Annotated in this window: 12 protein-coding genes; all 12 read right to left on the minus strand. The window is 56.9% G+C overall.

The window, feature by feature from the left end; all coding sequences use genetic code 11:
- Positions 1-84: 84 nt before the first annotated feature.
- Entirely contained in the window at positions 85-711 is a 627-nt protein-coding gene (gene pyrE / locus EVJ30_RS00840) for an orotate phosphoribosyltransferase (protein ID WP_131456251.1), read from the minus strand.
- Positions 695-1,399 carry an orotidine-5'-phosphate decarboxylase gene (gene pyrF, locus EVJ30_RS00845; protein WP_131467784.1) on the minus strand — a complete coding sequence of 235 codons (705 nt, stop codon included), beginning with the start codon at positions 1,397-1,399 and terminating at the stop codon, positions 695-697. The genes pyrE and pyrF overlap by 17 nt, the downstream gene beginning before the upstream one ends.
- Positions 1,374-2,300: a dihydroorotate dehydrogenase gene (locus tag EVJ30_RS00850; protein WP_131456256.1), complete on the minus strand. Its 927-nt coding sequence runs from the start codon at positions 2,298-2,300 to the stop codon at positions 1,374-1,376. Before EVJ30_RS00850 ends, pyrF begins: the two co-directional genes overlap by 26 nt.
- Complete coding sequence (locus tag EVJ30_RS00855; RefSeq protein WP_131456258.1) at positions 2,297-3,016, minus strand: dihydroorotate dehydrogenase electron transfer subunit; 720 nt, start codon at positions 3,014-3,016, stop codon at positions 2,297-2,299. Before EVJ30_RS00855 ends, EVJ30_RS00850 begins: the two co-directional genes overlap by 4 nt.
- Positions 3,013-6,216, minus strand: a complete 3,204-nt coding sequence (gene carB / locus EVJ30_RS00860) for a carbamoyl-phosphate synthase large subunit (RefSeq protein ID WP_131456260.1) — start codon at positions 6,214-6,216, stop codon at positions 3,013-3,015. The genes EVJ30_RS00855 and carB overlap by 4 nt, the downstream gene beginning before the upstream one ends.
- A gap of 1 nt (position 6,217) precedes the next feature.
- Positions 6,218-7,300: a carbamoyl phosphate synthase small subunit gene (locus tag EVJ30_RS00865; RefSeq protein ID WP_131456262.1), complete on the minus strand. Its 1,083-nt coding sequence runs from the start codon at positions 7,298-7,300 to the stop codon at positions 6,218-6,220.
- Complete coding sequence (locus tag EVJ30_RS00870; protein ID WP_131456265.1) at positions 7,278-8,558, minus strand: dihydroorotase; 1,281 nt, start codon at positions 8,556-8,558, stop codon at positions 7,278-7,280. Before EVJ30_RS00870 ends, EVJ30_RS00865 begins: the two co-directional genes overlap by 23 nt.
- Complete coding sequence (locus EVJ30_RS00875) at positions 8,555-9,460, minus strand: aspartate carbamoyltransferase catalytic subunit (protein ID WP_131456267.1); 906 nt, start codon at positions 9,458-9,460, stop codon at positions 8,555-8,557. Before EVJ30_RS00875 ends, EVJ30_RS00870 begins: the two co-directional genes overlap by 4 nt.
- A 130-nt stretch (positions 9,461-9,590) precedes the next feature.
- Positions 9,591-10,892, minus strand: a complete 1,302-nt coding sequence (locus tag EVJ30_RS00880) for a uracil-xanthine permease family protein (RefSeq protein WP_070327546.1) — start codon at positions 10,890-10,892, stop codon at positions 9,591-9,593.
- A gap of 49 nt (positions 10,893-10,941) precedes the next feature.
- Positions 10,942-11,475, minus strand: coding sequence for a bifunctional pyr operon transcriptional regulator/uracil phosphoribosyltransferase PyrR (pyrR, locus tag EVJ30_RS00885; protein ID WP_070327547.1), 534 nt, complete (start codon positions 11,473-11,475; stop codon positions 10,942-10,944).
- A 192-nt stretch (positions 11,476-11,667) separates the two neighbouring features.
- On the minus strand, positions 11,668-12,579 hold the full coding sequence (locus EVJ30_RS00890) for an RluA family pseudouridine synthase (protein ID WP_131456269.1): 912 nt from the start codon (positions 12,577-12,579) through the stop codon (positions 11,668-11,670).
- Positions 12,579-13,052 (minus strand): signal peptidase II, encoded by a 474-nt coding sequence (gene lspA / locus EVJ30_RS00895; RefSeq protein WP_131456272.1) that lies wholly within the window; start codon positions 13,050-13,052, stop codon positions 12,579-12,581. Before lspA ends, EVJ30_RS00890 begins: the two co-directional genes overlap by 1 nt.
- Positions 13,053-13,067: the final 15 nt, after the last annotated feature.

The following is a 13,067-nucleotide window of genomic DNA, read 5'->3' on the forward strand; positions in this document are numbered from 1 at the left end:
TGCTTTCCCTATTCTAACACGTTCAGTATCACATGTTGCCAAATGAAAAAGAATCCGCCCGGAGGTGGATTCTTCAAAAAATATTTATGAAGAAACTTGCTCACTCCAACCATGCGGATTAGTTCGCCATTCCTCCAACGAAGTAGCTTCTTGTTTAGTGATCATCCGTTTTTTGACAGCGACTTTAATCAACTCGTTGATCGTCGTCAACGCCGAATAGTGCAGCTCATATTCGAGTGAATTGATTGCCAGAACTGGGAGGTTATAAGAGAAAATTGCTTGAATCTTGACGACCTCTCCGCCCGCCGCTTGAATTGCTCGCGCCGCCTCCATGCTCGATTTCCCAGTCGAGAGCAGGTCTTCGATGACGACGACACGCGCTCCTTTGTCGAATCGACCTTCAATCTGGTTGCCTTTCCCATGTTTTTTCGCACCCGACCGGACGTAGATGAGTGGTAGACCGAGTCGGTCGGCTAAGAGCGTCGCATGGGGAATCCCGGCCGTCGCCGTTCCCGCGATGACGTCGGCGTCGAGCGGACGGACGGCGTCGACAAGTGCATCGATAATCTGTGAACGCACTTCTGGATAACTGAGCGTCAGTCGGTTATCACAATAAATCGGGCTTCTTAACCCGCTCGACCATGTGTACGGTTCATTCGGTGATAAGGTGACGGCTTCAATCGATAATAATGCCTCAGCGATTTGTCTCATACGTTTGGCTCCATTCCTTCATAAAGTATTCGTAAGCTGCGTTCGGATCGGCTGCCCGGGTGATCGGGCGCCCGACGACGATAGCTGATACACCGGCGTCAAAAGCGGCTTGCGGTGTCGCGACCCGGACTTGATCGTCTGTCGTTTCGTTGATTCGGATGCCGGGCGTCACCGTCAAAAACGGTGAACCGAGCGCTTGTCGAATCGCGCGGGCTTCGTGAACGGACGCGACGACCCCATCGAGTCCTGCCCGTTTGGCAAGTCCCGCTTGTCGCAAGACGGCCTGCTCGAGACTTCCGCCAATTCCGAGTTGTTCTGACAGCATCCGCTCGTCGGTCGATGTCAGTTGGGTCACCCCGATCAATGTGGTCGTGTCGTTCACATCACGCAACCCATCCAATGCGTAGCGCATCATCGTCTCACCGCCGAGCGTATGAACGTTCGTCATTTCAACGCCGAGCCGGCCGATTTGGCGGAGCGTCCGCCTTGCCGTCTCCGGGATGTCATGAACTTTGACGTCTAGAAAGACCGGGTAACCGCTCGCGACGAGTTCTTCGACGAACCGTCCACCTTCACGGTAGAACAGTTCCATGCCGACTTTGACGGCCGGGCGTTGGTCAATTTTTTTTAAGAGTGAAAACGCTTCGTCACGTGTTTCGACATCAAGCGCGAGATACAACCTGTTCATACGCCTTCCCCCTAACGTCTAAAATATGATCGATGCCGAGTTCATCGAGCCGGCCTGGCAACGCCTCGATGATTTCCTGACATACGTATGGGTTTTCAAAATTGGCAGTCCCGACCGCGACCGCCGATGCACCCGCATAGATAAATTCGAGCACGTCGTCGACCGTCCGCACACCGCCCATGCCGATAATCGGGATATTGACCGCTTGGGCGACTTCGTACACCATCCGGATGGCGACCGGCTTGATGGCCGGACCGGATAATCCGCCAATTCGGTTCGCTAAGATCGGTTGACCGGTCGTAACGTCAATCCTCATGCCGACGAGCGTATTGATCATCGTGATGCCGTCGGCGCCGGCCGCTTCGACCGCACGTGCCATCTCCGTGATCGACGTGACGTTCGGGGATAGTTTGACGTATACCGGTTTTGTCGACGCCGCCTTGACGAGGCGCGTCAGTTCGGCCGCCATCAAAGGATCGGTCCCGAACTGCATGCCGCCACACTTCACGTTCGGGCACGAGATGTTCAGTTCGAGTGCTTTCACGCACGGGTCGGCGCTCATTTTCCGCGCGACGTGGATGTATTCTTCTGGGGTCGAACCCGCCACGTTGGCAATAATTTCAGTGTCAAACTTGGCGAGGAATGCCAACTTGGCTTCAACAATCGCGTCGACACCCGGATTTTGTAATCCGATCGCATTCAACATCCCTTGCGCCGTCTCGGCGACACGCGGTGTCTCGTTCCCGAACCGCGCCTCCCCGGTCGCCGCTTTGATCATGATGCCCCCGAGGATCGACAAGTCATACAGCTTGGCGAACTCTTCGCCGAATCCAAAACAACCGGACGCCGGCATGATCGGATTTTTTAACGATAAGCCGGGTAGTTCGATGTGTAATCTCATAACGTCACCTCTTCTGCCCGAAATACCGGTCCGTCACTGCACACTTTCACGTAACCGTCCGGCGCTTTGCACACACAGGCGAAGCACGCCCCGATGCCGCAACCCATCCGGTTCTCGATCGAGATGTAGCGTTCATTAATATGCGACGCAGCGACCGCTTTTAACATCGGCTCCGGACCACAGCTGAACAAGACGTCGGCGTCGATTCTAGCGAGCGGTCCGGTCACGAACCCCGCCTCTCCATACGTTCCGTCGACCGTCGTGATGATCGTCTCGCCGAGTTCGCGGAACTCGTCTTCATAAAATACACTCGCTTCTGAATCAAACCCGAGAATCGCCACCGTTTCGATTCCGCGCGCGGCGAGCATCCGTCGCGTGTAATAGAGCGGCGGCACCCCGATCCCCCCGCCGACGAGAACGACGCGCTTGCCGTCTTTTGCGAGCGGGAACCCGTTACCGAGCGGACCGAGGACGTCAAGTTCGTCCCCGGCTCGTCTCGTCGCGAGTTCGGCCGTCCCGGTCCCGACCACTTTGTACAGAAACGTGACGACGTCTGCTTCGACGTTAGCAACCGACAGCGGCCGGCGCAACAGTTCGGACGTCTTCACATGGAAAAACGTGCCCGGTGCGATCGTTCCATCACCGATTCGCACTTTCATTTCCATCGTCGCTTTCGCGATCTCCCGGTTCGATAAGATGGTCGCCCGTTGTCTCATACAGTCACCCCGAATTCGGTGAACGCCGGCAGGCTCGTCGTCTGGAACGATAGGCTCTCGATGACTTGCAAGAGCGCCTTCACCGTGTCGAGCGACGTCAAGCAGAGCACACCTTGCTCGGCCGCGGCCCGGCGGATAATGAATCCGTCTTTTGTCGCTAAGGCGTCGCGTGTCGTCGTATTCAAAACGATGTCGACATCGCCCCGCTCGATGACGCTCAGCATCGTCTCACCCGCTTCATGGATCTTCCCGACTTGTCGGACCGGCAACTCGACTGCCGTAAGTGCCATCGCCGTTCCTGACGTCGCCATCAGGCGGAAGCCGAGGCGGTTGAAGCGACGGGCGATGTCGAGCGCTTCGTCTTTGTCTTGATCAGCGACCGTCAACAAGACGTTTCCTTTCAAGGCGATCGTCATCCCGGCAGCGACGAGTCCTTTATAGAGCGCTTTTTCAAGCGTTCGGTCCGTCGCCATGACTTCCCCCGTCGATTTCATCTCTGGCCCGAGTGACGGGTCGACTTCTTTTAATTTCGCGAAACTGAACACCGGCACTTTGACCGAGATAGCGTCAGATTCTGGGTGCAAGCCCGTTCCGAGTCCGAGCTGCTTCAACGTCGTCCCGAGAATCGTCTGCGTCGCGATGCGTGCGACCGGCAGTCCCGTCACTTTCGAGATGAACGGCACCGTCCGGCTCGCCCGTGGGTTGACTTCGATGACGTACAAGTCGTCCGCATAGACGAACTGAATGTTGAGCAACCCTTTGATGCGGAACGCTTTGGCGAGTTTGATCGTGTAATCGACGACTTTTTGTTTTAACGCCTCGCTCAGCCGTTGCGGCGGATAGACGGCGATCGAATCGCCAGAGTGGACCCCGGCCCGTTCGATATGTTCCATGATGCCCGGGATGTAGACGTCCGTCCCGTCGCAGATGGCGTCGACTTCGATTTCGATCCCGGTCAAGTAGCGGTCGATGAGGACGGGACGATCTTTCGAGGCGACGACGGCGTGGCGCATATACCGCTCGAGCTCCGAACGCTCATAGACGATCTCCATCGCCCGGCCGCCGAGGACGTACGATGGGCGGACGAGTACGGGATAGCCGAGCATGTCGGCACAAGCGACCGCTTCCTCGACCGTGACCGCGGTCTTGCCCGGTGGTTGGGCGAGCCGTTCTTTCGTGAGCGTCGCCTCGAACGCTTTCCGGTTTTCGGCCCGGTCGATGTCTTCAAGTGACGTCCCGAGAATTTGTACGCCGTTCGCTTCGAGCGAGGCCGCTAAGTTGATTGCCGTCTGCCCGCCGAACTGGACGATGACCCCGAGCGGTCGTTCATTGCGAACGACTTCTAATACGTCTTCTGTCGTGAGCGGTTCAAAGTAGAGACGGTCTGAGATCGAGAAGTCGGTCGATACCGTCTCCGGGTTGTTGTTGACGATGATTGCCTCATATCCGGCGTCACGGATCGTTTGGATCGAATGGACGGTCGCGTAGTCGAACTCGACGCCTTGACCGATTCGGATCGGGCCTGAACCGAGTACGAGGATGGACGGTTTATCCGTTTTCACCGCTTCGTTCTCGACTTCGTACGTCCCGTAAAAGTACGGCGTCTCCGAGGCGAATTCGGCGGCACACGTGTCGACCATCTTATACACTGGCCGAACGTTCCACTCATCGCGTAACGACGCGATCGTCTCGACGGCTTGGTCCGTGATGCGGGCGATCATGCGATCACTGAACCCACGTTGCTTCACATCGCGCAACCGTTCCTCTGTCAACGGCTCGTCGCGCAACGCTTCTTCCTCACGCCAAATCCGATCGAGTTTTGATAAGAAGAACCGGTCGATTTTCGTCAAGCCGTGAAGCTGTTCTGTCGAGTAGCCGCGGCGAAGCGCCTCGTACAGCATCCACAACCGTTCGTCGGTCGGTGTCGTCAGTTCTCGTTCCAGTTGTTCAGCCGTCAATTCGGAAAGGCGTGGTACGTACAAGTCTTCAGTACCGAGTTCGAGCGAACGGACGGCTTTCAATAGCGCTTCTTCTAAATTTCGACCGATGGCCATGACTTCGCCCGTCGCTTTCATTTGTGTGCCGAGACGACGGTCCGCGGTCTCGAACTTGTCGAACGGGAAGCGCGGGATTTTAGCGACGACGTAGTCGAGCGCCGGCTCGAACGAGGCGTAACTCGTCTCCGTCACCGGATTTTTTAGTTCCGACAACTTGTAGCCGACCGCGACTTTCGCGGCGAGCTTGGCGATCGGGTATCCCGTCGCTTTTGAGGCGAGAGCCGAACTCCGCGAGACGCGTGGGTTGACCTCGATCACGTAGTACGTGAAGCTGTCGGGGTCGAGCGCGAACTGGATGTTACATCCGCCTTCGATGCCGAGCGCCCGGATGATGTCGAGCGAGACGCTGCGGAGCATTTGGTAATCACGGTCAGACAACGTCTGGGTCGGGGCGAACACGATCGAGTCACCGGTATGGACACCGACCGGATCGAAGTTTTCCATGGCGCAGACGATGATAGCCTGGTCGCTCGAGTCGCGCATCACTTCATATTCGACTTCTTTCATGCCGGCAATCGACTCTTCAAGCAGCACTTGCGTCACCGGACTCGCCTTGAGTCCCGATTCGACGATCTGCTCGAACTGTTCCCGGTCGTGGGCGATTCCCCCACCGGTCCCGCCGAGCGTATAAGCCGGACGAATGATAATCGGATAGCCGATCCGGTCAGCGAAGCTCCAGGCGGCGTCGAGTGAATGGACGATATCGCTGTCTGGGACGCCATGACCGAGCTTGTACATGAGATCGCGGAACTGTTCCCGGTCTTCTGCCTGCTCGATCGCCGACAGTTTCGTTCCGAGCAGTTCGACGCCGCAGTCGCGGAGCACGCCGCGCTTATCGAGCTCGACCGCCAAGTTCAGTCCGGTCTGCCCCCCGAGTGTCGCGAGAAGCGCGTCCGGACGTTCTTGACGGATGATCCGCTCCACGAACTCCGGTTCGAGTGGTTCGATATAGACGCGGTCCGCCGTCGACGGGTCAGTCATAATCGTCGCCGGGTTCGAGTTGACGAGGATGACTTCGTAGCCCTCTTCTTTTAAGGCAAGACACGCCTGGGTACCAGCATAGTCAAATTCTGCCGCTTGTCCGATGACGATCGGGCCGGATCCGATCACAAGGATTTTCTGAATATCTGGTCGTTTTGGCATGTCACATTCCTACTTTCTGTCTGTTTTCGTTGACGAGTGTCATAAAGCGGTCGAATAAGTCGTTGGCGTCATATGGTCCTGGCGCCGCTTCCGGATGATATTGCACCGAGAACGTCGGATGATGTAAATGTTTGACGCCTTCGATCGTCCCGTCGTTGACGGCGCGATGCGTCACGATGAGCGGCGTCTCAAGGAGCGACGTCTCGTCGACGGCGTAGCCGTGGTTTTGTGACGTGATCGTCACAGCACCGGTCTCAAGCTCGAGGACAGGATGATTGGCACCACGATGCCCGAACGGAAGCTTGAACGTGTTGGCACCGCTCGCGAGCGCAATCAACTGATGGCCGAGACAGATCCCGAACATCGGGAGTTTTGGCATGAGTGCTTCGATCAGCGGGAGCGCCGTCGGTACGTCTTTCGGGTCGCCTGGTCCGTTCGAGAGCATGACCCCGTCCGGCTCATACCGCATCACTTCTTCAGCCGTCACGTCATGCGGCAAGACGACGACTTCACAGTCGCGCTTCAACAATTCACGCATGATTCCGAGTTTGGCCCCGAAATCGATGAGGGCGATCCGGCGGCCGCTCCCGGTGCTGACGTAAGCCCGTTTCGTCGAGACACGTGCCACTTGATCGGTCGGGAAGCTCGCTTCAAAGCGCATCGAAACGTCTGCCCACGTCGACTCACCGTCGATCAACACGCCGCGCATGACGCCGCGTGAACGAAGGTGACGCGTCAACATGCGCGTATCGACAGCTTCTAGACCTGGTATCCCGAAGCGTTCGAGCGTCTCCGGCAACGTCGCCGTCGAGCGGAAGTTCGACGGCAGATCACACGCCTCTTTGACGATGAGCGCTTTTGCCATCGGGACGGTCGTCTCAAAGTCTTCACGGTTGACGCCATAATTTCCGATGAGTGGATTCGTCAGCACGATGAGCTGGTCACAATAAGACGGGTCCGATAAAATCTCTTGGTAGCCGGTCATTCCCGTTTGAAAGACGACTTCCCCGATCGTCTCGGCGTTCGCACCGAACGCCTTGCCTACAAATGCTGTCCCGTCTTCAAGCCATAATGTTCGTTTCATCGAATCTCCCCTTATATACGATTTCTCCGGCCACGATCGTCACGACTGGCCAACCTGTGAGTCTTTTCCCAGCGAACGGTGTGTTCTTCCCTTTTGACGCGAACGTCGCCGGGTTGACCGGACGCAACGTCTCCGTATCGATCAGCGCCAAGTCCGCCGCCCGGCCGACCTCAATCAAGCCGTAAGGCAGACCGAACACCTCGCTCGGTCGTCTCGTCATCCAGTCGATGAGCGCCGCCTCTTCCATTTGTCCCGTTTTGACGAACGTCGTGTAAAGGAGCGGGAACGCCGTCTCGAATCCGGTGATTCCGAACGGGGCGCGCTCCATCCCTTGTGCTTTCTCTTCAGCCGTGTGCGGGGCGTGATCGGTCGCAATCAAATCGATCGTCCCGTCGAACAGCCCTTCGAGCAACGCCGCGCGGTCGTCTTGGCTCCGTAGCGGCGGATTCATCTTAAAGTTCGGATCTAACCCCGGGATGTCGTCTTCCGATAAGACGAGGTGGTGCGGTGTCACTTCCGCCGTGACGTGGATCCCGGCCCGTTTGGCGTCACGGATGACGCGGACCGATTGACGTGACGACACGTGACAGACGTGATAGTGGCAGCCTGTCTCTTCGGCGATCAACACGTCACGAGCGATATGGATGCTCTCGGCGAGACTCGGGATGCCTTGGATGCCGTGCGTCTCACTAAACTTCCCTTCATGGACCGAACCGGCCTTGAGCGTATTGTCTTCGCAATGGGCCACGACCGCTTTCCCAAGCCGTTTCGCTTCCCGCATCGCCTGACGCATCATCGCCGCCGACTGGACGCCGACCCCGTCGTCTGTGAACGCGAACGCGTCCGCAAGTGACGGCATATCGACTTGCTCGACCCCGAGCTGCCGTTTCGTGATCGCCGCGTACGGGAGCACGCGGACGCTGGCGTCACGCTCGATCCGTGCGAGCAAGTCATCGAGCGTCGCCCGGTCGTCTGGGACCGGGCGTGTGTTCGGCATCGCGCAAATCGTCGTGAACCCTCCGGCCGCAGCCGCAGCCGTCCCGGTCTTGATCGTCTCTTTCGCCTCGCCACCCGGCTCGCGCAAATGGACGTGGACGTCGACGAGACCTGGGATCAACAGCTTCCCGTTAGCGTCAATCACTTCGTGTCCTTCGGTCGTCCCGTCGTAATCGACCGAACGGATCGTACCGCCCTCGATCAACAGATTGCTCGTCCGTTTCGTCTTCCCGTCATACCACGTTGCGTGTTGAATAATCATTGTTGTCCCCCTAATGCTCGATTTAAGATGGCCATCCGTGCGTAAACACCGTTCGTCATCTGTGGAAAGATGCGCGATGACGGATGTTCGATCAAACTGCCGGCGATCTCGACGTCCCGGTTGACCGGGGCCGGATGCATGATGATGGCGCCTTGTTTCATCCGCTCGACCCGCTCGACCGTCAAGCCGTAGCGCGCATGATAGTCTTCTTTAGAAAAGATGTCGCCCATAATGTGGCGCTCGTGCTGAACGCGGAGCAACATGACGACGTCGCAGTCCGGTAAGATGTCATCAAGGTCGCGGTGCGAAAGCCCCATCGAACCATCCCACCACGATTCCGGGCTACAACCGACGACGTTCGCTCCGAGCCGTTTCAACACGCCTGCGTTCGAGCGGGCGACCCGGCTATGGACGAGATCGCCGCAGATAGCGATATTCAAGCCTTCGAACGTCTTGAACTCTTCATAAATCGTGACGAGGTCGAGCAGTGACTGTGACGGGTGTTCCCCGCTCCCGTCCCCGCCGTTTAAGACTGGGATCGTCAGCTTGCTGACGAGCTCATGGTAGTATCCCGCTTCAGGATGGCGGATGACGAGCGCGTCGACCCCGATCGCTTCAAGCGTCTTGCACGTGTCGTATAACGTCTCGCCTTTCGTCACCGACGACGTCGCCACGTCGAACGGGATCTCTTGGATGTTCAAGTGCCGCTCGGCCATTTGAAACGAGTTTTTCGTCCGCGTCGAGTTTTCGAAGAACAAGTTCGCGACCGTCTTCCCGTCAAACAGCGGTGGCATGTCCCCTTGTTTGTAGCGGAGCGACTCTTCGATCATCCCCATGATCTCTTCGAGGGTGAGCGTATCTAAGCTGACAAAATGGTTCGGTTGTTGTTTGATCAAATTCATGTTCGTCTCCTCCTTTTGTTTGAAGGCAAAGAGAAAAGGCGTCTCTTCACCTACGTGAAGGGACGCCTTCATTTGGGTAGATTGCACCCAAATAAACGAGCCTTCACTTTGCCGACCTCACGGGATCGAATTAAAAGTTACTTGCCTGTTTCGTTTCTTCAGTTGTATCGACCGAAGCCGGTTCGACTTCTTCTTTCGGCAACACCGCGTTCAAAAGAATACCGACGACCGTCGCGAGCGCCATCCCTTGGACCGGGAAGCTGCCGAGTTGGACCATCGCCCCGCCGAGGCCGACGACGAGAATGACCGAGGCGATGATGAGGTTGCGTTTCTCGGCGAGGTCGACGTTGCTGTCGACCATCGTCCGCAGTCCGTTCGAGGCGATGACACCGAACAAGAGGATCGAGATACCGCCTTTGACCGGATTCGGGATTGTCGAGATGAACGCCTCGACGTGACCGAGGAAGCCGAAGCTGATGGCCATGAGTGCTGCTCCCGCGATGACGTAGACGCTGTACACTCTCGTGATCGCCATGACCCCGTTGTTTTCACCGTACGTCGTACACGGCGGTCCACCGAGCGCTGAGGCGACGGCTTTGCCGACGCCGTCGCCGAGGAGCGTCCGGTGCAGGCCTGGATCTTTCATCGTCTCGCGTCCGATGATTTTCGACGTGACCATTTGGTCGCCGATGTGCTCCGTCATCGTGACGAGCGCGACCGGGACGATGGCAAGGAGTGCCCCGACTTGCCACATCGGCATGTAGTCGACGAACACCATCGTGAAGTCAGGCAGTTGGAACAGGCTCGCTTGACCGATGGCCGAGTAGTCGATGATGCCGAACATGGCGGCGATGGCGTATCCGCCGACGATGCCGAACAAGATCGGAACCGCGCCCCAGACTCCTTTTAACTTTGTCATCGCGAGGATCGTGATGCCGAGCGTGAGCAGGGCGACCGTGATGAACGTGCCGTTATACGCTCCGTCGCGGTTCATCGACATGTCGATGGCGACCGGTGCGAGCGATAAGCCGATGACCATGATGACCGGGCCGACGACGACCGGCGGCAACAGTCGTAACAACCAACCGACGCCCGTCTTAAAGATGATGAGCGACACGACACCGTAGACCGAACCGGCGATAATACCGCCGAACAGTGCGGCTTCGACGCCCCATTGCTGGCTGACCGCGATGATCGGTGCGATGTAGGCAAAACTTGACCCGAGATACGTCGGGACTTTGAATTGGGTGATGACTAGGAATGAGAGCGTGGCCACACCGGAAGCGACGAGGGCGACGGACGTGTTCAGTCCGGTCAAAATCGGGACTAAGATCGTCGCTCCGAACATGGCGAAGACGTGTTGCAGGCTGAAGAGCAGCCATTGCGGCAAGTGAGCGGGACGCTCGTGGATGTTGAGGATGGGGTTTTTCATAAATAGTTCTCCTTCCTGGCCTCTCTGGACCACCTTAAAGGTTTTGGATTTATTGCTGTTGGATGTACACTTCGTCTGTCGTGTCGACTTCACTGAGTCGGACCACGACTTGTTCTGTTTTCGATGTCGGGACGTTTTTCCCGACAAAGTCTGGGCGAATCGGCAACTCGCGGTGTCCCCGGTCGATCAAGACGGCGAGTTGGATGTAGTCCGGCCGGCCGTGGTCGACGAGTGCGTCCATCGCGGCCCGGACCGTCCGTCCCGTGTACAGGACGTCATCGACGAGGACGACCGTCTTGCCATTGATGTCGTGCGGGAGTTCGGTCGCTTTCACTTCTGGGTCGAGCGACTTCTTCGATAGGTCGTCCCGGTAGAGCGTGATGTCTAAGTTACCGAGCGCGATCGGTTTTCCTTCGATTTCTTCGATGCGATGGGCGAGTCGGTCGCCGAGCGTCTCACCGCGCGTTTTGATCCCGACGAGGACGACGTTGTCCGTTCCTTTGTTGCGTTCAATGATTTCATGGGCGATTCGCGTCAAGGCGCGTCGGATCGCGGCTTCGTCTAGTATGGTCGAGCGTTTCATATGATTCCTCCTCTCGTAATCTATAAAAAAAGAAGACTTCCTCATCCGGCTGGAAAGGAAGTCTTCACGAAGGCAAACGAGTGCCGTATATGATAGACGGTTGTGGCCGCGGCCACGATCCTTTCACAGCCTCTCTGGACTGGGTTTAAAGGTGTTATGCTTTCTAGACTATAAATCTGAATCGGTTGAAAGTCAACGTGTTTTCTCGATTTTGTCCAATTTTGCGAGCTCTGCCTCAAAGTCGGTCGGGAGTGCCGCCTCGAACTCGAGCCATTCGTTCGTCCGCGGATGATGGAAGCCGAGCGTGGCTGCATGGAGCGCTTGCCCGTTCAAATCGATCGTCCGACGCGGTCCGTATTTCGGGTCTCCGGCAAGCGGGTGGCCGATATAGCGCATATGGACACGGATTTGATGCGTCCGTCCTGTCTCGAGCTTGCACTCGACGAGCGTGAAGTCTTTGTAGCGTTCGAGCAGACGGAAGTGTGTCACCGCTTCTTTCGCGTTCTTGTCTGTAACCGTCATGCGCTGACGATCGTTCGTGTCGCGCCCGATCGGCGCCTCGATCGATCCGAGCTCATGGACGAGCTCGCCGTGGACGAGTGCGACGTATTCACGTTTGATCGTTCTGTCTTTCAACTGTTGCGCGAGTGACTCGTGCGCCATATCGTTTTTCGCGACCATGAGCAGTCCCGTCGTATCTTTATCGATGCGATGGACGATACCCGGACGCTTCACCCCATTGATGCCTGAGAGGTCGTCACAGTGATACAACAGCGCGTTGACGAGCGTGCCAGACGTATGACCGGCCGCAGGGTGCACGACCATGCCACGTGCTTTGTTGACGACGATGACATCCTCGTCCTCGAACACGACGTCGAGCGGAATATGTTCGGCGAGGACTTGGAGTTCGACGGCTTCTGGCACCGTCACGACGACTTCGTCCCCTTCTTGCAGTTTATAGTTCGGCTTCACGACTTGACCGTTGACGAGCAGGTCCCCCGCCTTGATCCAGTCTTGGATTTGCGAACGTGACCAGTCACTTCGTTCGCTCATCCATTTATCGATCCGTGCCTTTTCTTCGGCGACAAATGTGTAAGTTTCCATTACGATTGTCCCCTTTCTTTGTTTAATTTTTCTTCGAACAAGACGCCGATGATCATAAAGATGACCCCGAACGTGAGTGCCATATCGGCGACGTTAAAGATTGGGAAGTTGTAGCCAAACGGGTACGTGTCGACGAAGTCGACGACCTCGCCCCGGAACAGACGATCGATAAAGTTGCCGATCGCTCCGGCGAGCAGTAAGCCGATACTGTAGCCGAGCAGTTTGAACCCGTTCACTTCTTTATGCAAGAAGTAGATCAGACCGACGACAACGACGGCGGTGACGACGAAGAAGAACACCATCTGTCCTTCGAGCATGCCCCAGGCCGCGCCTCTGTTGCGGTACGATGTCAAATAGAGCCATCCCGGGATCAATTCGATCGATTGACCGATCGTCATCGTCTGGACGACGATCCATTTCGTCACTTGGTCGAGCAAAATGAGAACGACTGCTAATCCGTAATAACGTTTCATCAAATTCTCCTTTCA

The sequence above is a fragment of the Exiguobacterium sp. SH5S13 genome (assembly GCF_004337085.1).
Taxonomy (GTDB): Bacteria; Bacillota; Bacilli; order Exiguobacteriales; family Exiguobacteriaceae; genus Exiguobacterium; species Exiguobacterium aurantiacum_A.

Excerpts from the sequence above, each read along its gene's own strand:
- pyrE (WP_131456251.1), bottom strand. The coding sequence starts at position 711 with ATGAGACAAATCGCTGAGGCATTATTATCGATTGAAGCCGTCACCTTA.
- pyrF (WP_131467784.1), bottom strand. The coding sequence starts at position 1,399 with ATGAACAGGTTGTATCTCGCGCTTGATGTCGAAACACGTGACGAAGCG.
- EVJ30_RS00850 (WP_131456256.1), bottom strand. The coding sequence starts at position 2,300 with ATGAGATTACACATCGAACTACCCGGCTTATCGTTAAAAAATCCGATC.
- EVJ30_RS00855 (WP_131456258.1), bottom strand. The coding sequence starts at position 3,016 with ATGAGACAACGGGCGACCATCTTATCGAACCGGGAGATCGCGAAAGCG.
- carB (WP_131456260.1), bottom strand. The coding sequence starts at position 6,216 with ATGCCAAAACGACCAGATATTCAGAAAATCCTTGTGATCGGATCCGGC.
- EVJ30_RS00865 (WP_131456262.1), bottom strand. The coding sequence starts at position 7,300 with ATGAAACGAACATTATGGCTTGAAGACGGGACAGCATTTGTAGGCAAG.
- EVJ30_RS00870 (WP_131456265.1), bottom strand. The coding sequence starts at position 8,558 with ATGATTATTCAACACGCAACGTGGTATGACGGGAAGACGAAACGGACG.
- EVJ30_RS00875 (WP_131456267.1), bottom strand. The coding sequence starts at position 9,460 with ATGAATTTGATCAAACAACAACCGAACCATTTTGTCAGCTTAGATACG.
- EVJ30_RS00880 (WP_070327546.1), bottom strand. The coding sequence starts at position 10,892 with ATGAAAAACCCCATCCTCAACATCCACGAGCGTCCCGCTCACTTGCCG.
- pyrR (WP_070327547.1), bottom strand. The coding sequence starts at position 11,475 with ATGAAACGCTCGACCATACTAGACGAAGCCGCGATCCGACGCGCCTTG.
- EVJ30_RS00890 (WP_131456269.1), bottom strand. The coding sequence starts at position 12,579 with ATGGAAACTTACACATTTGTCGCCGAAGAAAAGGCACGGATCGATAAA.
- lspA (WP_131456272.1), bottom strand. The coding sequence starts at position 13,052 with ATGAAACGTTATTACGGATTAGCAGTCGTTCTCATTTTGCTCGACCAA.